The following is a 21119-nucleotide window of genomic DNA, read 5'->3' on the forward strand; positions in this document are numbered from 1 at the left end:
CATGACAAACGACAACAATGCCGAGGTCCTCGACTACCTCAAGCGGACATCGATCGAGCTCCTTGAGACGCGCAAGCGCCTGAAGGAGCTGACCGACGCCGCCGCCGAGCCGATCGCGATCGTGGGCGTCGCCTGCCGCTACCCGGGCGGGGTCGGCTCCCCCGAGCAGCTGTGGGAGCTGGTGCGCGACGGCGCGGACGTCGTGTCCGACTTCCCCGACGACCGGGGCTGGGACCTGGCGGACCTGCACGGCACGACGGGGCAGGGCGGCAGCTCCGCCACCCGCTCGGGCGGATTCCTGTACGACGCGGGCGACTTCGACGCCGAGTTCTTCGGGCTCAGCCCGCGCGAGGCGCTCTCCGCCGACCCGCAGCACCGGCTGCTCCTGGAGACGTCGTGGGAGGCGCTGGAGCGCGCGCACATCGACCCGCGGTCCCTGCTGGGCAGCGACACCGGCGTCTTCGCGGGCATCGCCTACTTCGGGTACGGCAACCACTTCGACACCCCCGACGCCATCGCGGGCTACGCCCAGACCGGCGCGCTGCTGAGCGTGGCGTCCGGCCGGGTCGCGTACGCCCTCGGCCTCCAGGGCCCGGCCGTCTCGACGGACACGGCGTGCTCCTCCTCCCTGGTGACGGTGCATCAGGCGGTGCGTTCGCTGCGGCAGGGCGAGTGCGGTCTCGCGCTCGCCGGCGGCGTCACCGTCATGGGGACGCCGCAGGTCTTCCGCGAGATGTCCACCCTCGGCGGCCTCTCGGAGGACGGGCGGTGCAGGGCGTTCGCCGACGCGGCGGACGGCACCGGCTTCTCCGAGGGCGTCGGCGTCCTCGTCCTGGAGCGGCTCTCGGACGCGCGGCGCAACGGCCACCAGGTGTGGGCGGTGATCCGGGGCAGCGCCGTCAACCAGGACGGCGCCTCCAACGGCCTGACCGCCCCGAGCGGCCCCGCCCAGCAGCGCGTCATCCGCGCCGCGCTCGCCGACGCCCGTCTCCGGGCGGGCGACGTGGACGCGGTGGAGGCGCACGGCACCGGCACCACGCTCGGCGACCCCATCGAGGCGGGCGCCCTGCTCGCCACCTACGGCCAGGAGCGGGCGGGCGGCGACCCGCTGTGGCTCGGCTCCCTGAAGTCGAACACCGGGCACACGCAGGCGGCCGCGGGCGTCGGCGGCGTCATCAAGATGGTCATGGCGATGCGCCACGGTGTGCTGCCGAAGACCCTGCACGTGGACAGCCCCTCGTCGCACGTCGACTGGGAGTCGGGGGCGGTCGAGCTGCTCACCGAGGCCCGCGACTGGACCACCCCCGAGGACCGGCCGCGCCGCGCGGCCGTCTCCGCGTTCGGCGTCAGCGGCACCAACGCCCACGTGATCCTGGAGGAGCCGCCCGCGCAGGAGGACGGCGGGCCGTCCGGCGCGCAGGACATCCCGTACGGCGGCGGTGACGCCGTGCCCTGGGTGCTGTCCGCGCGCTCGCGCCGGGCGCTCGAGGCGCAGGCCCGCAAGCTGCGCGACTTCGCCGCCACCAGCACTGCCACCGCCACCGCCACCGGCCCCGGCCCCGGCCAGGACCTCACCGACCTCGGCTGGTCGCTGGTGGCGGGCAGGGCCCCGTTCGAGCACCGCGCCGTCGTCGTCGGCCGGGACCGCGACGAGCTGCTGAGCGCGCTCACCGCCCTGAGCGAGGGCGAGGAGTCCCCGGCGGTGGTGCACGGCACCGTCGGCGAACGCGGCTCCACCGTCTTCCTGTTCCCCGGCCAGGGCACCCAGTGGACGGGCGTGGCCCGGGAGCTGTACGACGCCTACCCGGTGTTCGCGCGGAGCCTCGACGAGACCTGCGCCCGCCTCGACGCCGAGCTGCCGTTCGCGCTGAAGCCGCTGCTCCTCGCCGAGGAGGGCGACGCCGACTGGGTCGACGAGGCCACCCGGCGCGAGCGCACGGACATGGCGCAGGCCGCGCTCTTCGCCCTCCAGGTCGCCCTCTACCGGCTGATCACCCGGTACGCACCGCGCCCCGACCGCCTGATCGGCCACTCCGTCGGCGAGATCGCGGCGGCCCACGTGTCCGGGGTCCTCGACCTGGACACCGCCGTCCGCCTGGTCGCCGCGCGCGGCCGCACGATGCAGACGGTCACCGAGCAGGGCGCCATGCTGGCCGTGCGCGCCCCGCACGAGCGGGTGGAGGAGGTGATCGGCGCCTACGACCGGGTCGGCGTCGCCGCCGTCAACGGCCCCGGGTCGGTGGTCGTGTCGGGCCTGCGCGAGCAGGTCCACGCGCTCCGCGACGCGTTCACCGCCGACGGGGTGCAGGCGAAACTCCTCCCGGTCGACCACGCCTTCCACTCGCCGCTCATGGACCCGATCCTGGCCGCGTTCGCCGACGCGCTCGGCGACCTGCCCGCCGACCGCGAGGCGACGGTCCCGATCGTCTCCACCCGCCTCGGCCGCGAGGCCACCGCGCGGGAGCTGACCTCAGCCGCCTACTGGGTGGACCACGTCCGCGCGCCCGTGCGCTTCCACGAGGCCGTGGAGGCGGCCCGCGCCGCCGGAGCGGGCGTCTTCGTCGAGGTCGGTCCGGGCGCGACGCTCGCGAGCATCATCAAGGAGACGTTCGCCGGGCAGGGCGCGCACGACACGGTCGTCGTGTCGGCATCGCGCAGGGGCCGCCCCGGCCCGCAGGCGCTGCTCGCCGCGCTCGGCGGACTGCACGTCCACGGCGCCCCCGTCGACTGGGCCGCCCTGTTCGGCACCCGCCGCCGGGTCGACCTGCCGACGTACGCCTTCCAGCACCAGCGCTACTGGCTGGACTTCCAGGCCGCCGCGCGGACGGCCGACGTCGCCGCCGCCGGGCTGACCGCCGCCGGGCATCCGCTGCTCGGCGCCGTCGTGGACCTCCCCGGCAGCGGCGAGAGCGTCTTCACGGCCCAGTGGTCGCTGCGCACCCACGGCTGGCTGGCCGACCACACCGCGTTCGGCGCCGTCGTCGTCCCGGCCACCGCGCAGCTGGACCTCGCGCTGTCGGCCGCCGCCCACGTCGGATGCGGCGCGGTGGAACAGCTGACCCTCGAAGTGCCGCTGATCCTGCCCGACTCCGGCGACGTGCGGATCCGCGTCGTCGTCGGCGCGGCGGACGACGACGGCCGCCGCACCCTGGACGTCTACTCCCGCCCCGCCGACGAAGAGGCGGAGCGAGGCTGGACCCGGCACGCGATGGGCACGGTGCTGCCCGCCGGAGACCCGGCCCCCGAACTCGCCGACACCGCGCGCGCCCTGGCCTCCTGGCCGCCCGCGGGCGCCCGGCGCATCGACATCGGCTCCCTCTACGACACGTTCACCGAGGCGGGCTTCGACTACGGGCCCGGCTTCCGCGGCCTGCGCGAGGTGTGGCGCCGGGGCGACGACCTGTTCGCCCTCGCCACCTTGCCCGACACCGCCGACGGCGTCGCCGCCGAGAAGTTCGCCCTGCACCCCGCGCTCCTCGACACCGTCCTGCACACGGCGATCGCGGGCGGCGTCGTCGAGGTGAGCGGTGAGCGCAGCGTGATGCCGTTCTCCTGGTCCGGCGTCGAACTGGCCGGGCCCGGCGCCGCGACCGTCCGGGTCCGCCTCACCGCGGCGGGCGAGGAGACGGTCGCGCTGACCGTCGCCGACGAGCGGGGCCGCGCCGTCGCCGCCATCGGCGCACTGGCGTTCCGCCCGGCCGGCGCCCAGCAGGTGCACTCCGCGCGCGGCGCCGCACGCCAACCGCTGTACGAGGTGCGCTGGCGGCCCCTGAAGGAGACGGCACCGCGCGCCGCACGCCAGGCGTGGGCCGTGCTCGGCGCGCCGGACGGCCCGGCCGCCCGGCTGCGCACGGCGCGGGGCGGCGACACCACGCTGCACCCGTCCCTCGACGCGCTCCTGGCCGCACAGCAGCCGCCCGCGCACATCGCCCTGTGCCTGGACGACCTCGTCGCCGAAGGCGCGGCCACCGATCCGCTCGCCGCCACCCGCGACGCCGACAAACGCGTCCTGGACCTGCTCCAGCAGTTCCTCGCCGACGCCCGCCTCGCCGGGTCCACCCTCGCGGTCGTCACCCGCCTCGCCGTCGGCGCGGACGCGCGGAACCGCGTCGAGTCGCTGCCCGGCGCGTCCGTGTGGGGCCTGGTCCGCTCGGCGCAGAGCGAGCACCCCGGCCGGTTCCGGCTCCTGGACCTCGACGACACCGACGCCTCCTGGGCGTCCATCGCCGACGCGCTCGGCGGCGACGAGGCGCAACTCGCCCTGCGCGAAGGGTCGTTGCTGGTGCCCCGGCTCGCCGCCGCCGCGCCCGACGAGCACCGCCTCCCGGAGCCGCCCCCCGGCCACCGCCTCGGCATCCCGGAGCGGGGCACCGTCGAGAACCTGACCTGGGTGCCGTGCCCCGAGGTCGACGCACCCCTGACCAGCGGCCAGGTCCGCATCGCCGTCCAGGCCGCCGGGCTCAACTTCCGCGACGTCACCATCGCCCTCGGCCTCGTCAGCAGGACCGCGTTCGACGCGGGGCTCGGCAGCGAGGGCGCGGGAACCGTCCTCGCCGTCGCCGACGACGTCACCGACCTCGCCCCCGGCGACCGCGTCACCGGCATCTTCACCGGCGCCTTCGGCCGCACCGCCGTCGCCGACCGCCGCATGCTCGTACCCGTCCCCGACGGCTGGAGCCTCGCCGAGGCGGCCTCCGTGCCGTGCACCTTCCTCACCGCCTACCACGGGCTGCTGCGCGTCGCCCGGCTCAAGAAGGGGCAGCGGGTCCTCATCCACGCGGCGGCGGGCGGCGTCGGCATGGCCGCCGTACAGCTCGCGCAGCACGTCGGCGCCGAGATCTACGCCACCGCCAGCGAGGCCAAGTGGCCCGCCCTGCGCGCCCTCGGCATCGACGACGACCACCTGGCGTCCTCCCGCGACCTGGAGTTCGCCGGGAAGTTCCTGCGCGCCACCGACGGCCGGGGCGTGGACGTCGTCCTCAACTCCCTGGCCCACGAGTTCGTCGACGCCTCCCTGACGCTGCTGCCGGGCGGCGGGCACTTCGCCGAGATGGGCAAGACGGACATCCGCGAGCCCGAGACGGTCGCCGCGGCCCACCCCGGCGTCCACTACGAGGCGTTCGACCTCTGGGAAGCCGGACCCGACGCCCTCCAGGACATGTTCCGCGCCGTCATGGAGCTGTTCGCGGACGGCCGGATCCACCGGGGCCCGATCACCCTGACCCCGATCCGCGACGCCCGCCGCACCTTCCGCGAGATGAGCCAGGGCCGCCACATCGGCAAGCTCGTCCTGGAGGTGGGCGACCCCTTCGGCGGCGGCACCGTGCTCGTCACGGGCGGCACCGGGGGAGTGGGCTCCCTCGTCGCCCGCCACCTCGTCACCGGACACGGCGTACGCAGCCTGGTCCTCGCCAGCCGCGGCGGACCGGCCGCCGAGGGCGCCCCCGACCTCGTCGCCGCACTGGAGGCCGCCGGGGCGCACGTACACGTCGTGGCCTGCGACGTGGCGGACCGCGACGCCGTGGCCGCGCTCCTCGCCGATCTGCCGGGCCGCGACCCGCTGACCGCCGTCGTGCACGCCGCGGGCGCCCTCGCCGACGGCACCGTGGAGTCGCTGACCGCCAAGAGCGTCGACCACGTCCTCGACGCCAAGGCCGGCGGCGCCCACCACCTGCACGAACTCACCCGCGGGCGGCCCCTGTCGGCGTTCGTCGAGTTCTCCGCCTTCGCCGGCCAGACCGGCAACGCGGGACAGGCCAACTACGCCGCCGCCAACACCTTCCTCGACGGCCTCGCCGCCCGGCGCAGGGCCGAGGGCCTGCCCGCCACCTCCCTGTGCTGGGGCTGGTGGGAGGAGAGCAGCGGCATGACCGGCGAACTCCACCGCGCCGACCTCTCCCGGCTGCGCCGCGCGGGCATCGCCGCGATGCCGACCGCCGAGGCCCTCGCCCTGTTCGACGCGGCGGTCGCCGAGAACAAGGCCGTCCTCGTGCCCGCCCGCATCGACCTCGCCGCGCTGCGCGGCAGGCCCGCCGACGAGGTGCCGCCGCTCCTGCGCGACCTCGTCGAGGCGGCCCGCCCCCGCCGCGCCGCGACCGCCACCGCCCCGAGCGGCGGCCCGGCGGGGCTCGTCGACAAGCTGGCCGCCCTGCCCGGGCCGCAGGCGCGCGAGGCCGTCCTGGAGCGGATCCGCGACCGGGCCGCCGTCGTCCTCGGACACAGCTCGGGCGCGGGCGTCGACGCCGACCAGGCGTTCACCCAGCTCGGCTTCGACTCCCTGACCGCCGTCGAGCTCTGCAACCTGCTGGCGGCCGAGACCGGCCTGCGCCTGCCGTCCACCGTCGTCTTCAGCTACCCGACCCCGCGCGAACTGGGCGAGCACCTCTACGGCCTGCTGCGCCCGGAGGGCGAGGGGAACAGCGCCGCCGACACCGCATCGGAGACGGACGGGGCCGCCGACGAGGCGCGCGTCCGCGAAGTCCTGCGCACCGTACCGATCGAGCGGCTGCGCGCCGCGGGCCTGCTCGAACCGGTCCTCGCCCTGGCCGGCGCGGCCGGGGACCCCGGGGACGCCGAACCCGGCGAACCCGCCGACGATCTGTCCGACCTGGACCTGGATTCCCTGGTCGACCTGGCCCTGGACGAGAAGAGGTGAACGGCATGACCGACTCGACCGACCGCACGGCGGACGGCGCGGACCGGGTCCAGCGGGCGCTGCGCACGCTGCTGGAGGAGCGCGACCGGCTCCGCCGCGAGAACGAGGACCTGAAGGCGGGTCGCGGCGAACCGATCGCGATCGTCTCCATGGCCTGCCGCTACCCGGGCGGCGTCGCCTCGCCCGAGGATTTGTGGGAGGCCGTCCGCGAGGGCCGCGACCTCGTGGGCGACTTCCCCGGCGACCGCGGCTGGCGCGACGTGTACGACGCCGACCCCGACGCCACCGGCAAGGCCTACACCCGCCAGGGCGGCTTCCTGTCCGACGTGGCCGGGTTCGACGCCGAGTTCTTCAACATCAGCCCGCGCGAGGCGCTCGCCGTCGACCCGCACCACCGGCTGCTCCTGGAGACGTCGTGGGAGGCGTTCGAGCGGGCGGGCATCGTCCCCGCCGACGTACGGGGAAGCGACGTCGGCGTCTTCACGGGCGTCAGCTCCTCCGAGTACGGCTGGCGCTTCCTGGAGGGCGGCCAGAAGGACCTGGAGGGCTACCTGCTGTACGGCTCCGCCCTGAGCGTGGCCTCCGGCCGGGTCTCCTACGAACTGGGCCTCACCGGGCCCTCGGTCTCCCTGGACACGGCGTGCTCCTCGTCGCTCGTGTCGCTGCACATGGCGGTGCGGTCCTTGCGGTCGGGCGAGTGCTCGCTCGCCCTCGCGGGTGGCGCGCTGGTGATGGCGACGCCCGCGATGTTCGTCGAGTTCTCCCGCCAGCGCGCCCTGTCCGCCGACGGCCGCTGCAAGGCGTTCGCCGACGGCGCCGACGGCACCGGCTGGGCGGAGGGCGCGGGCGTCCTCCTCCTCGAACGGCTCTCCGACGCCCGTCGCAACGGCCACCCCGTCCTCGCCGTCGTACGCGGCAGCGCGGTCAACCAGGACGGCGCCAGCAACGGCCTGACCGCCCCCAACGGCCGCGCCCAGGAGAAGGTCATCCGCACGGCCCTCGCCAACGCGGGCGTCGACCCGGCCGACGTGGACCTTCTCGAGGCGCACGGCACCGGCACCCGGCTCGGCGACCCCATCGAGGCGGGCGCCCTGCTCGCCACCTACGGGCAGGGGCGCCGCGACGGCAGGCCGCTGTGGCTGGGCTCCCTGAAGTCGAACATGGGGCACGCGCAGGCCGCGGCCGGGGTCGGCGGCGTCATCAAGGCCGTCATGGCGCTGCGCGAGGGCTACCTGCCGAAGACCCTGCACGTGAGCGCGCCGACCTCGGAGGTCGACTGGTCCTGCGGCGCCGTCGAGGTCCTCGCCGAGGGCCGCGAGTGGGCCCGCGCCGACGGGCCGCGCCGGGCGGGCGTGTCCTCGTTCGGCGTCAGCGGCACCAACGCGCACGTCGTCCTGGAGGAGGCGGAGCCCGCGGAGGAGCCCGCCGCCCCCACCGGCCCCGCAGTGCCGGGCGGCCTTGTGCCCTGGACGCTGTCCGCCAAGAGCGCGGCGGCCCTGCGTCAACAGGCGGCGCGGCTACGGGAGTTCGCCGCCGCCGATCCGACCCTGGACCTCGCCGAGGCAGGCTGGTCGCTGCTGTCGAGCCGCTCCCGGTTCCCCCACCGGGCCGTGGCCCTGGGCCGCGACCGCGACGAACTCCTCGCAGGGCTCGACGCGTTGAGCGAGGGCGCCGAGTCACCCGCGGTCGTCCAGGGCACCGCGGGCCCGCTCGGCGGCGTCGCCTTCGTCTTCCCCGGCCAGGGCTCCCAGTGGCCCGGCATGGGACGCGAACTGTACGAGGCGTTCCCGGTCTTCGCGGAGAGCGTCGACGCCTGCGCCGAGGCCCTGTCCGAGTGGGTCGACTGGTCGCTCCTCGACGTCATCCGCGGCGCCGAGGGCGCCCCGGGCTTCGACCGCGTCGACGTGGTGCAGCCCGCGCTCTTCGCGGTGATGGTCTCCACGGCCGCCCTGTGGCGCTCCTGGGGCGTGGAACCGTCCGCGGTGATCGGCCACAGCCAGGGCGAGATCGCCGCCGCGTACGTGGGCGGAGCGCTGTCCCTGCGCGACGCCACCCGCGTCGTCGCGCTGCGCAGCAAGGCCCTGGTGGACCTCAACGGGCACGGCGGGATGGCGTCGGTCGGCACGTCCGCGGACGAGGTGGAGCGGCATCTGGCGCCCTGGGGCGACCAGGTGAGCGTCGCCGTCGTCAACGGCCCCTCCTCGGTCGTCGTCTCCGGCGAACCCGAGGCGCTCGACGAGTTCGTGGAGAAGATGAACGCCGAAGGCGTCCAGGCCCGCCGCATCAAGGTCGACTACGCCTCGCACTCCCACCACGTGACCCGCGTCCGCGACCAGGTGATCGACTCCCTGGCCGACGTCCGTCCCACCACGTCGACGGTGCCGTTCTACTCGACCCTGTACGGCGAGGTCATCGACACCGCGCGCCTCGACGCCGGCTACTGGTACGAGAACCTGCGACAGAAGGTCCTCTTCGAGCCCTCCGCACGCAAGCTGGCCGAGGCCGGGTTCCGGGTCTTCGTCGAGGTCAGCCCGCACCCCGTACTGACCGTGCCGGTGCAGGAGATCCTCGACGACGAGGGCGCCGAGGACGCCCTCGTCCTGTCCTCCTCCAGGCGCGGCAGAGGCGAGGTGGAGTCCGTGCTCACCTCGCTGGCCACGCTCCACGCGCGCGGCGGCGCCGTCGACTGGGCCGCCCTGTTCGGCCCGCGCCGACGGGTCGACCTGCCCACGTACGCCTTCCAGCACCGGCGCTACTGGCTCAGCTCCGCCCACACCGCGGCCGTCGCGCAGGCGGAGGGCGCCGAGCCGCCCGCGCCCGACGCGGCCGGGGAACGGCCCCTGGCCGAGCGGGTCGCCGCGCTCCAGGGCGACGCGGCGAAGGACCTCGTGCTCGACCACGTCCTGGAGAAGGTCGCCGTCGTGCTCGGACACACCTCCGGCGCCTCGGTCGAGGCCGACCGCGAGTTCAAGGAGCTCGGTTTCGACTCGCTGCTCTCCGTCGAACTCAGCAAACGTCTGAGCGCCTCGACGGGGCAGAAACTGCGGCCCAACCTGGTGCTGCGGCACCCCTCGCCGCGGCGCATCGCCGGATACCTCACCACCCTGCTGGCCGCGTAGCGCGCCCGCGCGCCCGGTCCGTCCGTCCCGCCGGCGGGACACCGCAAGCCGTCACGGCACGGTGTCCCGCCGGTTCCGAACTGTCTTGTCCGCCCGGGCCGCTCTCCCGACCATGGGGGGTGATCTGCGAATTCATCCGGTTTCCGGGCCATTTTTTCGAGGCTTGTCTAGGGGTTGATCTACGTGCGTTCATTCGGTGCGTCCTCCGCGCACAAGGGCATGTGGCGAGCGCAGGAAATGGCTCCCGACACGCCGAACCACGCGCTGACCATGTGGGACGTGGACGGTGACCTGGACAAGGGAGCCATCGAGTCCGCGTTCCTGCACGTCATGGACGAGGCGGAGGTCCTGCGCGTCACCTTCCGCGACGACGGCGAGGGGCTCCGCCTGATCCCCCGGGAGCTGGGCGACTGGCGGCCGTTCACCCTGGACCTCAGCGCCGAGGCCGACCCCGAGCAGGCCGCCCGCGACGCCCTCGCCGACCTGGTCCGCCGGCCCTTCGACCTCGGCCAGGACCTGCTGTTCCGGCTCGGCGTCGTCACCCTGTCCGCCGACCGCCACCTCCTGGTCATCGCCTACCACCACCTCATCTCCGACGGGTTCGGCGCGGGCGGCCTGCTCTCCCGCCGCCTCGCCGAGGTCTACACGGCCCTCGTACGCGGCGAGCCGGTCCCCGGGCTCGAACACCCGTGGGACACCGCGTCGTTCGCCGCCGAGGCCACCGACTACCTCGTCTCCGAGAAGTTCAGCGAGGACTCCGCCTTCTGGCGCGACTACCTCACGGACGCGCCCGCCCCCGCGCAGATCCCGCGCCCCGCCCTCTCCGACGAGCGGCGCGCCGCCCTCGCCGAGCCGCTCAGCAGCGCCGACCGGTGGTCCGAGGTGGCCGGGACCATCGGCATGGTCTCCCGCACCCTGACCGTGCCGCGCGCGGAGGCCGACACCTGGACCGAGGCCGCGCAGGACCTCGGGCTGTGGATGTCGCAGCTGGTCACCGCCGCCACGGCCGTCTATCTGCGGCACCGCTGCGAGCGCCCCGAGTTCCTGCTCTCGCTCGCGGTCGGCAACCGTATCGGCGTCGCCAGCCGTACCCCGGGCCTCGCCGTCAACGTGGTCCCGGTGCACGCGAAGGTCGGCCTCGGCACCTCCTTCGCGGACGTCGCCGACGCGCTCGTCGACGACACGTACGAGATCTTCGACCACACCGCCTGCCACTACTCCGACATCCAGCGCGCCGCCGCAACGACCCTGAGCGACCGGGGCAGTTACGGCGCCGTCGTCAACGTCGTCGAGTTCGTCGAGCGGATCGCCTTCGGCGACAGCCCCGCCCGCTACTGCGGCGCGACCACCGGCACCTTCGAGGAGCTGTCCATCGGCGTCTACACCGACGGCAGCCCCGACAGCGACCTGTTCATCCGGCTCGACGCCCCCGCCCGCCTCTACGACCGCGCCGAACTCCGCTTCATCGGCGAAGACTTGATCGCCCACATCCGGGCCGTCCTCGCCGCGGGCGACCGGCCGGTCGGCGCCCTGGACGTGCTCACCGGCGAGCCCCGCGAGCGGGTGCTCGCGGCGGCCCACGGCGTGCGGACGGCTTCCTGCGGCCTCACCCTCCCGGAACTGTTCACCCGCACCGCCGGGCACAGCCCCGACGCGGTCGCCCTGGCCGACGCGTCCGGCGAGGTGACGTACGGCGAACTCGCCGCGCGCTCCGACCGGCTGGCCCGCGCACTGCGCGCCCGGGGCATCGGACCCGAGACGGTCGTCGCGGTGGCGCTGCCACGCTCGGCGGAGCTGGCCGCGACCCTCCTCGGCGTGGCGAAGGCGGGCGGCGCGTACCTGCCCGTCGACCCGGCGGAGACCGCTGACCGCATCACCGCGCGGCTCACCGCCGCCCCGGCGCGCCTCCTGCTCACCGACGCCGCGACGGCCGCACGCCTGGGCGCGAGCACGGGCCGTCCCGTGACCACGGTCGCCGCGCTCCTGTCCGACGACCAGGGCGACGCCCCGGCCGTCGGGGGCGTGGATGCCCCGGCCACGACTGGTGACGCGCCTTCGTCCGACCAGGTCAGCGACGCCCAGGCCACCCTCGCCGCCCCGCACCCCGACCAGCTCCTCGCCGTCCTCCCCGACGCCGCCGACGGGACGGTCGCCCTCACCCACCGCGCTCTCGAACAGTTCACCCGGGACCAGCAGTGGAGCGGCGCCGGGGACAGCACCGTCCTGTGGCACACCCCGCACACCTCCGACGCGCTCGCCCTCGAACTGTGGGTGCCCCTCCTCGCCGGCGGCCGCGTCGTCGTGGCGCCGGGCGAGCACCTCGACGCCGACGCCCTGGCAGCCGCCCGCGCCGCCCACGGCATCACCACGCTGTGGCTGCCCGCGGGCCGCCTCGCGACGCTCGCCGCCGAACGCCCTGAAGCCCTGGACGGGCTGCGCGAGGTCGTCACCGGCGGCGACCGGGTGCCCGCCGCCGCGCTGCGCCGCGTCCGCGCGGCCTGCCCCGGCCTGAGCATCGTCCTCGGCCACGGCCCGGCCGCGTCGGCCGGGTTCACCGCCTCCCACCGCCTGACCCCCGGGGAGCCCGTGCGCCCCGGCACGCTCGGCCGCCCCCTCGACGCCACCTCCCTGCACGTCCTCGGCCCGGGCCTCGCCCCCGTGCCCGCCGGTGTGACCGGTGACCTGTACGTGGCCGGGCCCGGCCTGGCGCGCGGCTTCGCCGGGCGGGCCGCGGCGACCGCGGAGCACTTCGTGGCCTGCCCGTTCGGACCGGCGGGCACCGTCATGTACCGGACCGGGGACCGCGTACGCCTCGGCGACGACGACCGGCTCGTGCACGTGGGCCGGGCGGGCGCCCAGGTCGACGTGCGCGGCGCCCGCGTCGAGCCCGCCGAGGTCGAGGAGGCCCTGGCCGACCACGACAACCTCGCGCGGGCCGTCGTCGTCGGCGCGGCGGACGAGGCGGGCCGGCCGCGCCTGGCCGCGTACGTCGTCCCGGCCGCGGGCCGGACCGTGTCGGCCGACGAGCTGCGCCGGTTCGCCGCGAGCCGGCTGCCCGAGGCCCTGGTCCCGTCGGTGTTCACCGTCCTCGACGCCCTGCCGGTGACGGCGGGCGGCCGGGTGGACCTCGCGGCGCTGCCCGAGCCCGCCGGCGCCGAGGACACCTACCGGGCCCCGCGCAACGACACCGAGCGCATCCTGGCCAAGGCCTTCGCCGACGTCCTCGAACTCGAACGCGTCGGCATCGACGACGACTTCTTCGACCTCGGCGGCAACTCGCTGCGGGCGATCCGCCTCGTCGGCCTGATCCGCACCGAACTCAAGCAGGAAGTCTCCATCCGCCGCCTGTTCGCCGCCCGTACCGTCACCGGCCTCTCCGACATGTGGAAGGACCTCGGGCAGGCCCGCAGGCCCAGTCTGCGCAGGCGCACCAGGGACGGCGCGGTCCTGTAACACCCCGAGCAACGCTCGGCCGATGCCCCCGAATTCAGCGGGTGAGGAGAAAGGGAATCATGGATTCTTTGACAGAAGCCCTGCTGTCCGGGGCAGGCCCCGACGACATCGGGCGACACGCGCTTCCCACGGAGTACCGGGCGGCGCATCTGCTGGCCGCCGACGTCGGCATGTTCGACGGGGTCGCCGATCCCGACGTGCGCAAGTCGCTGCACGTCGGATCGGTCCCGATGCCGGAGCTCGCCCCGGACGAGGTGGTTGTCGCCGTCATGGCGAGCTCCATCAACTACAACACCGTCTGGTCGGCGACGTTCGAGCCGGTGCCGACCTTCGAGTTCCTCAAGCGCCAGGCCCGCCGGGGCGGCTGGGACGCCCGGCACGACCTGCCGTACCAGGTCGTCGGCTCGGACGCCGCGGGTGTCGTCGTGCGCGCCGGGTCCGGCGTACGCCACTGGAAGCCGGGCGACCACGTGGTGGCCAGCTGCGTCCAGGTCGACGACCAGGAACCGGCCACCCACGACGACGCCATGCTCTCCACAGGTCAGCGCATCTGGGGCTACGAGACGAACTTCGGCGGCCTCGCCCACTACGCGATCGTCCGCGCCAGCCAGCTGCTGCCCAAGCCGCCGCACCTGACCTGGGAGGAGGCGGCGAGCGTCCTGCTCACCGCGGCCACCTCCTACCGGATGCTCGTCAGCGACAACGGCGCCCGCATCAAGCAGGGCGACATCGTGCTCGTCTGGGGCGCCACCGGCGGACTCGGCGCCTACGCCGTGCAGCTGGTGAAGAACGCGGGCGGCATTCCCGTCGGCGTCGTCGGCTCCGAGCACAAGGCGGCGGCGCTGCGAAGGCTCGGCTGCGACGTCGTCATCGACCGCAGCGAGATCGGCCTCGGCGACGACCAGGCACCGTCCCCGGAACGCACCATCGAGCTGGGCAAGCGGCTCGGCCGGGAGATCCGCCGCCAGGTCGGCGAGGACCCGCACGTCGTCTTCGACTACGTCGGCCGCGCCACGTTCGGGATCTCCGTGTTCGTCGTCCGCAAGGGCGGCACCGTCGTCACCTGCGGCTCCAGCACCGGCTACGACCACCACTTCGACAACCGCTACCTGTGGATGAACCTCAAGCGGGTCATCGGCAGCCACGCCGCGAACCTCCAGGAACAGGCCGAGTGCAACCGCCTGTTCCGCCTCGGCCACCTCGCCCCCGTCCTCTCCGACGTCTTCCCGCTCGACGAGGTCGGCGAGGCGGCCCGCCTCGTCCAGCTCAACCGGCACATCGGCAAGGTCGGCGTCCTGTGCCTCGCCCCCGAGGGGGGCCTCGGCGTCACCGACCCCGCGCTGCGGGAGAAGATCGGCGCCGAACGGCTGAACCCGCTGCGAGGCCTGGGCGCGACGCCACGCACCGCCGAAGGCGCCCTGTCATGACCGGGCCCACGACCACCGGCACCGGCACCGGCATCGGCATCCTCTCCACCGGCTCCTACGTGCCCAAGCACGAGGTGAGCAACGAGGAGGTCGCGGAGCGCGTCGGCGTCACCGCCGAGTGGATCGAGCGCAAGACCCAGATACGCTCGCGCCGCTACGCCGCCGACCACGAGGCGACGTCGGACCTGGCGATCAGGGCGGCGGAACGCGCGCTGCAGCAGGCGCGCCTGACCCCCGCCCAGATCGACTACATCATCCTCTCCACCTCCACCGGCGACTTCCCCCAACCGCCGACCTCCTACCTCGTCCAGCACGGCCTGGGCGCCTACGGCGCCGCCTGCTTCGACATCAACGTCGTGTGCAGCGGCTTCGTCTACGCCCTCTCCGTGGCCCACGCCCTGGTCAGCGCGCGCCCCGGCGCCCGCGCACTGGTCATCGGCGCCGACGTGTACTCGCGCATCCTCGACTTCACCGACCGCAGGACCGCCATCCTGTTCGCCGACGGAGCAGGCGCCGCGGTCGTCGGAGCGGTCCCCGCCCCGTACGGGATCATCGCCACCGACCTCGCCAGCCGGGGCGACGCCCACCATCTGATCCGCGTCGAGGCGGGCGGCAGCCGCCACCCGGCGTCGGCGGAGACCGTCGCCGAGGGCGGCCACCACTTCAAGATGGACGGCCGCGGCGTACGGGACTTCGTCGCCGAACACGTGCCGCCCGCACTGCGCGCCCTCACCGACCGGGCCGGCGTCGACATCGGCGCCGTCGACCACTTCGTCCCGCACCAGGCCAACGGCGTGATGCTGACGGACGTCGTCGAACGCGCGGGCCTCACCGCCGCGCACACCCACCGCACCCTGGTCCGGTACGGGAACGTCGGCAGCGCCTCGGTGCCCCTCGCACTCGACGAGGCCCACCGCACCGGCGCCCTCACACCTGGCGACCTCGTGCTGCTCGCCGGCTTCGGCGGCGGCATGTCGATCGGAGCATCACTACTGACCTGGGGGACCCCATGACCACAACGACGACCGGCAGCGACACGATCGAGAGAGTGGGTGTAGCGGGCAGCGGCATCATGGGCACCGGCATCGCCGAACTGTGCGCCAAGTCCGGCCTCGACGTCGTCGTCGCGGTGTTCTCCGACGCCTCCCTCGACGCGGGCCCGCGCCGCCTGGCCGCCTCCCTCGACCGGGGCGTCGCCCGCGGCAAACTGACCACCGACGAACGCGACGCCGCGCTGGCCCGGGTCACCTACACCCGCGACCTCGCCGACCTCGCCGACCGCCAGCTGGTGATCGAGGCGATCAAGGAGGACGAGCCCCTCAAGCTCGACCTCTTCGCCACCCTCGACAAGATCGTGGAAGACCCGGCGGCCATCCTCGCGACCAACACCTCCTCGCTCCCCGTCGTCCGCCTCTCCGCCGCCACCCGCCGCCCCGAGCACGTCCTCGGCCTGCACTTCTTCAACCCGGTCCCGGCACTGCCGCTCGTCGAGGTGATCCCCTCGGTCCTCACGGACAAGACGGTCCGGGACCGCGCCCTGACCTTCGTCCGCGACGTCCTCGGCAAACAGCCGATCACCTCACCGGACCGCGCCGGCTTCCTCGTCAACGCGCTGCTCTTCCCCTACCTGCTCTCCGCCGTCCGCATGGTCGAATCGGGCCTCGCCACCGCGGAGACCATCGACCAGGGCATGACCCAGGGCTGCTCCCACCCCATGGGCCCCCTGCGCCTGGCCGACCTGATCGGCCTCGACACGACCGTCTCCATCGCACAAGCCATGTACGAGGAGTTCAAGGAACCCCTCTACGCCCCGCCCCCGCTCCTGCTCCGCATGGTGGAGGGCGGCCTCCTCGGCAAGAAGTCCGGCCGGGGCTTCTACCCGTACCCGTGACGGACCCGGCGAAGGGCCCGGGCGGCGTCCATCGCCCGGGCCAGTTGTCGTAGAGAGCCCGTACACGCATGACCGCGACACTCCAGCCCGGTCTTCACCGCTTTGTGAGGCCCGTTGCCGTCTTGACGGAGTTCCTGCCGTGGGCAACGCTCATAGAAGTCCGTAGAAGCCAGAGGGTTCGGGGGAGAGCCATGACGCTGCGGTTCATCGCGAAAGACCCGAATACGAACGGGGACAACTGTCCCACCGTCTGGGTCGACGAGAAGACGAACGACTTCGTCATCCAGGGCTGGAAGGCTGACGAGGCGACGGAGAGGGAGTGCCTGGAGACGGGCAGCATCCCGGACACCGAAGCCGTCGTCCGCCTCCCCGCCCGCATGGTGGACGCGATCAGGGAGGCGTGTGTTGCCGCAGACGGTCCCGCCGTTCGCTGAGCTGCTCGTCAACTGCCGTCACAGCGCCGTCCACCTGGAGACGCGGGACGTCTACGAGGTCGAGAACGAGGACGAGGACTTCGCCGCCTGGCGGGCCGGCCGGCGGCACACCCCGGAGAACCGGGACGAGTGGTGGAACGACTTCCACACCTCTGTGGCCCGGGCCGTGGGGCGCGGCGTCACAGTCCGCCGAGCCCGGGTCGTCTCAGAGCCGCTTTCGGAGTACGTGCGCTACGAGCACGCGTCCACGTTCCAGAACGTCCTGGCGGGCGAAGAGGTCCGGTGGCTCCCCCGCCGCCTGGCTTCGGACCTGCTGATCCCCGCCAATGACCTCTGGCTCTTCGACCAGAACCTGATCCGCTTCGGCCTGTTCTCCGGGGAGGGGACCTTCGTGGGCCACACCCTCAGCGATGACCCTGCCCTGATCAAGAGCGTCTCCGAGTCCTTCGAGAGCATCTGGAACCGAGCCGTCCCGCACGACAGCTACACCATCTGAGCGAAGAATGAGCGAGTCGCCGACCGCCGCCGTACAAACTGCCCGGCTACAACTGGCCGCCCGACTGCGGGAGATCCGTAAGGACGCCGGCCTGACAGCAACCGAGCTTGCACGGCGGCTGGACTGGTACCCCTCGAAGGTCTCCCGCATCGAGCACGCCCGGACCCCTCCGTCCATCGCTGACATCCGCCTCTGGTGTGCGGCCTGCGGAGCCGAGAGCGCGGCAGACGACCTCGTGGCCTCCGCCCAGTCCGCTGACTCGATGTACGTGGAGTGGCGCCGGGTGCAGCGCACCGGCCTGCGGCACCTCCAGGAGTCCCGGGTCGAGCTGTACGAGCGCACCCGACTCTTCCGGATCTACTGCTCCACCGTGGTCCCCGGTCTCCTCCAGACGCCCTCGTATGCCACCGCGCTCCTCAACTCGATCTCGCGTTTCCACCAGACTCCGAACGACGTGGAGGAGGCCGTGGAAGCCCGTATGCGGCGCTCCCGGGTGCTCTTCATCAACGGCAACCGGTTCTCCGTCCTGGTGGAGGAGTCCGTCCTCCGGTACCAGGTGGGCGACTCCGAGACGATGGCGGGCCAACTCGGCTATCTGCTCACGCTGATGTCCCTGCCCTCGGTCAGCCTCGGCGTGATCCCCTTTGCCACCTCTCGTCCTCTGTGGACCCTGGAGACCTTCAACGTCTTCGACGACGCCAGGGTGCATGTCGAGCTGCTGTCGGCGGCCGTGAAGATCACCGCTCCGGGTGAGGTCGAGCAGTACGTCAGGGCTGCCAAGGAGATGGCGGACATGGCCGTGCACGGCGCCGCCGCACGGGACTTGATCACCGGTGCCATTGCCCAACTGGGGTAGACACCGTAGAAAACCGTAGAAACGTGTGGAGGCGTCAACGGCGCCTTTCCTACGGTCGCAGGGCCGCTTGCTGTCGGGTCGCCTCGCGCCTGTGAATCGGTCTGTGACCCACAGTCGGGCGGCATCCCTGACGTTCGACAGCGGACGAGGTCCCGATGACAGTGACCACCACACCCCGCCCGACCGGGCACCCCGGGTACTCCACCCGCCTCCCCCGTGAGGCGGAGAGCGCCGCCATCGCACGCCACCTCGTCCGGACCGCTCTGGCGGCCTGGGATCTGGAGGAGCTGATCGAGGATGCCGTTCTGGTCATGTCGGAGCTGGTCTCCAACGCCGTGGACCACGGCTGCCTTCCGCACATCCGAGTGATCGTGAATCGCCCTACGAAGAGCTGGGTGTGTCTCGGCGTGGTGGACCGTTCGAAGGTCGTCCCGATGATGCGGACGGACTCCAACTCCGACGGGGACCCGATCCGAGGGCGCGGCCTGGTGATCGTGGACGCGCTGACGGACCGCTGGGGCACCGACCTCTACGGGTGGGGCAAGCAGGTCTGGGGCGAGCTGAGGGCCGGAGCCGGGGAGCCACCTGATGCAGCGGGCTCCCCGTCCTGCCCGTGAGGAAGAGAGCCGTCTCAGACGGCGGCCGTGCGCGCCGCCGCCACCCCCTCCGTGACCGCGTCAGCGACCGGCCGCAGCTGGTCGAAGAGGTAGAAGTGGCCGCCGGGGAAGACCTTCAGGCCGAAGTCGCGGGTGGTGTGGGCCCGCCAGGTCCACATGTCGTCGACCGTCGTCATCGGGTCGCTGTCGCCGGTCAGCGCGGTCACCGGGACGTCGAGCGACTCGCCGCCCTCCCAGCGGACCGTGCCGAGGATGCGGTAGTCGGCCCGCAGCGCCGGCAGCACGATCTCCAGGATCTCCGGGTCCTCCAGCATCGCCTGCTCGGTGCCGCCGAGGCGGCGGACGTCGGCCAGTACGTCGTCCTCGCCGAACCGGCCGTACTCGTTGTCGCGGCCGTCCGGCGCGCCCCGCCCCGACAGGAACAGCCGCTCCGGCGGGGGCAGTTCCTCGCGGGCGAGGAGCCGGGCCGTCTCGAAGGCGACGAGCGCGCCCATGCTGTGCCCGAACAGGGCGTAGGGCCGCCCGGGGTCGGCGGCCAGCTCACGGGCCAGTTCCGCGGCGACCGCCCCGACCAGGGCGTCCAGGTCGGTGAACGGCTCCTCGCGGTAGCGGTCCTGGCGCCCCGGGTACTGCAGGGCGACCACGTCGAAGGCGGACGGCAGGGTGCGCGCCAGTTGCATGTACGCGGTCGCGGAGCCGCCCGCGTGGGGGAAGCAGAAGAGCCGGGGCCCGCTGCCGACAGGGGTGAAGCGTCGGAACCACGTGCTGTTCACGGTCGGAAGTCCCTTCGTGGGCGAAAAGGCCACCGACCCCGACGGAGCACTCTCTCCGGCGGGGTCGGGGCGTTGTCCGGGCTCATGGCCGCACGGAGCGGTACTCACGCGCGGAACTCGCATACCTCCGATGCTCCGGGGGCGCGCTCGGCCGTCGCTGGAGAGCCGATGGAGGGGGCGGGCTCCAGCTCGGCCGACAACACGCCGGCCAGCCGCCGCACCCCCTCGACGATCCGCTCCGGCGTCGGGTAGCAGTACGAGAGCCGCATCTGCCGCGCCCCGGACTTGTCCGCGTAGAAGCCGCTGCCCGACGCGTACGCGACCCCGGCCGCGACGGCCCGCGGCAGCATCGCCCGGGTGTCGACGCCCTCGGGCACGGTCACCCACACATAGAACCCGCCGTCCGGCACGGTCCAGGAGCACCCCGGCGGCAGCAGGCGCTCCAGCGCGTCGAGCATCGCGTCGCGCCGCGCCCGGTACAGGCCCCGGAACACCCCGATCTGCTCCTGCCAGTCGTGCGCGGCGAGGTAGCGCTCCACGATCATCTGGTTGAGCGTGGGCGGGCACAGCGTCGCCGACTCCATCGCGAGGACGAGCTTGTCCCGTACCTCGTCCGGCGCGAGCACCCAGCCGACCCGCAGTCCGGAGGCGAACGTCTTCGAGAACGAGCCCAGGTAGACGACGTTGTCCGGGTCCATGGAGCGCAGCGCCGGATGCGCGACGCCGTCGAAGCCGAGCAGCCCGTACGGGTTGTCCTCCACCACAAGCACGTCGTGCGCGCGGCAGATCTCCAGGATCTCGGCGCGCCGCCCCACCGCGAGCGTCACGCCCGCCGGATTGTGGAAGTTCGGGATCGTGTAGAGCAGCTTCACCCGCTGCCCGGCGGCCCCGGCGCGCCGCAGCGCCGCCCGCAGCTCGTCGGGGACCAACCCGTGCTCGTCCATCGGCACATGCACGACCTGTGCCTGGAACGCCGCGAACGAGCCAAGAGCGCCCACGTACGAGGGGCCTTCGGCGAGCACCACGTCGCCCGGGTCGCAGAGCAGCCGGGTCAGCAGGTCGATGCCCATCTGCGAGCCGACCGTCACCACGACGTCCTCCGGGCGCGCGGCGATCCCCTCCAGCGCCATGACGTCACAGATCCGCTCCCGCAGCGGCGGCAGTCCGTGCGCGGAGGCGTATTGCAGTGCCGTCAGACCGTCCTGGGCGACGAGCCGCGCCATCTGCCGGGAGAGAGCGTCGAGCGGCAGGGCGGCCAGATTCGGCATGCCGCCCGCGAGGGAGACCACCTCCGGCCTGCTGGCGACCGCGAACAGCGCCCGGATCTCCGAGGCTTCCATGCCGGCCGTGCGCACGGCGAACCGGTTCGCTGCGATGTCGTGCACCTGGTCCTCCCGC

The 21119-nt window shown here is 73.6% G+C and carries 12 protein-coding genes; 10 read left to right on the forward strand and 2 right to left on the reverse strand.

What is annotated here, in order from left to right; translation table 11 throughout:
• Position 1 precedes the first annotated feature (1 nt).
• The 10 genes from C1N81_RS01785 (at position 2) to C1N81_RS01830 (ending at position 18948) form a co-directional block, all read left to right on the forward strand.
• Entirely contained in the window at positions 2-6655 is a 6654-nt protein-coding gene (locus C1N81_RS01785) for a type I polyketide synthase (protein ID WP_394425998.1), read from the forward strand.
• A 5-nt stretch (positions 6656-6660) separates the two neighbouring features.
• A complete protein-coding gene (locus tag C1N81_RS01790; protein ID WP_394426000.1) occupies positions 6661-9774 on the forward strand; it encodes a type I polyketide synthase in 3114 nt (1037 codons plus the stop codon).
• A 183-nt stretch (positions 9775-9957) separates the two neighbouring features.
• Complete coding sequence (locus tag C1N81_RS01795; protein WP_394426001.1) at positions 9958-13227, forward strand: AMP-binding protein; 3270 nt, start codon at positions 9958-9960, stop codon at positions 13225-13227.
• Between the two features lie 59 nt (positions 13228-13286).
• Positions 13287-14654, forward strand: coding sequence for a crotonyl-CoA carboxylase/reductase (gene ccrA, locus C1N81_RS01800; RefSeq protein ID WP_394426005.1), 1368 nt, complete (start codon positions 13287-13289; stop codon positions 14652-14654).
• A complete protein-coding gene (locus tag C1N81_RS01805; protein WP_394426006.1) occupies positions 14651-15667 on the forward strand; it encodes a 3-oxoacyl-ACP synthase III family protein in 1017 nt (338 codons plus the stop codon). The genes ccrA and C1N81_RS01805 overlap by 4 nt, the downstream gene beginning before the upstream one ends.
• Positions 15664-16545, forward strand: coding sequence for a 3-hydroxybutyryl-CoA dehydrogenase (locus tag C1N81_RS01810; RefSeq protein WP_394426008.1), 882 nt, complete (start codon positions 15664-15666; stop codon positions 16543-16545). The genes C1N81_RS01805 and C1N81_RS01810 overlap by 4 nt, the downstream gene beginning before the upstream one ends.
• 68 nt (positions 16546-16613) lie before the next feature.
• Positions 16614-16979 (forward strand): hypothetical protein, encoded by a 366-nt coding sequence (locus C1N81_RS01815; RefSeq protein WP_394426009.1) that lies wholly within the window; start codon positions 16614-16616, stop codon positions 16977-16979.
• Positions 16948-17475: a DUF6879 family protein gene (locus C1N81_RS01820; protein ID WP_394426011.1), complete on the forward strand. Its 528-nt coding sequence runs from the start codon at positions 16948-16950 to the stop codon at positions 17473-17475. The genes C1N81_RS01815 and C1N81_RS01820 overlap by 32 nt, the downstream gene beginning before the upstream one ends.
• A gap of 7 nt (positions 17476-17482) precedes the next feature.
• A complete protein-coding gene (locus C1N81_RS01825; RefSeq protein ID WP_394426012.1) occupies positions 17483-18331 on the forward strand; it encodes a helix-turn-helix domain-containing protein in 849 nt (282 codons plus the stop codon).
• A 155-nt stretch (positions 18332-18486) separates the two neighbouring features.
• A complete protein-coding gene (locus tag C1N81_RS01830; protein ID WP_394426013.1) occupies positions 18487-18948 on the forward strand; it encodes an ATP-binding protein in 462 nt (153 codons plus the stop codon).
• A gap of 14 nt (positions 18949-18962) precedes the next feature.
• On the opposite strand, the gene C1N81_RS01835 is transcribed toward C1N81_RS01830, so the two are convergent.
• Positions 18963-19721: a thioesterase II family protein gene (locus tag C1N81_RS01835; protein WP_394426015.1), complete on the reverse strand. Its 759-nt coding sequence runs from the start codon at positions 19719-19721 to the stop codon at positions 18963-18965.
• Positions 19722-19825: 104 nt separating this feature from the next.
• Positions 19826-21106, reverse strand: coding sequence for an aminotransferase-like domain-containing protein (locus tag C1N81_RS01840; RefSeq protein ID WP_394426017.1), 1281 nt, complete (start codon positions 21104-21106; stop codon positions 19826-19828).
• Positions 21107-21119 lie beyond the last annotated feature (13 nt).

The organism is Streptomyces sp. SGAir0957 (assembly GCF_043523415.1).

What these genes read in the sequence shown, in the direction of transcription:
- C1N81_RS01785 (WP_394425998.1), top strand. Translation starts at nt 2, where the DNA reads ATGACAAACGACAACAATGCCGAGGTCCTCGACTACCTCAAGCGGACA.
- C1N81_RS01790 (WP_394426000.1), top strand. Translation starts at nt 6,661, where the DNA reads ATGACCGACTCGACCGACCGCACGGCGGACGGCGCGGACCGGGTCCAG.
- ccrA (WP_394426005.1), top strand. Translation starts at nt 13,287, where the DNA reads ATGGATTCTTTGACAGAAGCCCTGCTGTCCGGGGCAGGCCCCGACGAC.
- C1N81_RS01805 (WP_394426006.1), top strand. Translation starts at nt 14,651, where the DNA reads ATGACCGGGCCCACGACCACCGGCACCGGCACCGGCATCGGCATCCTC.
- C1N81_RS01810 (WP_394426008.1), top strand. Translation starts at nt 15,664, where the DNA reads ATGACCACAACGACGACCGGCAGCGACACGATCGAGAGAGTGGGTGTA.
- C1N81_RS01815 (WP_394426009.1), top strand. Translation starts at nt 16,614, where the DNA reads ATGACCGCGACACTCCAGCCCGGTCTTCACCGCTTTGTGAGGCCCGTT.
- C1N81_RS01825 (WP_394426012.1), top strand. Translation starts at nt 17,483, where the DNA reads ATGAGCGAGTCGCCGACCGCCGCCGTACAAACTGCCCGGCTACAACTG.
- C1N81_RS01830 (WP_394426013.1), top strand. Translation starts at nt 18,487, where the DNA reads ATGACAGTGACCACCACACCCCGCCCGACCGGGCACCCCGGGTACTCC.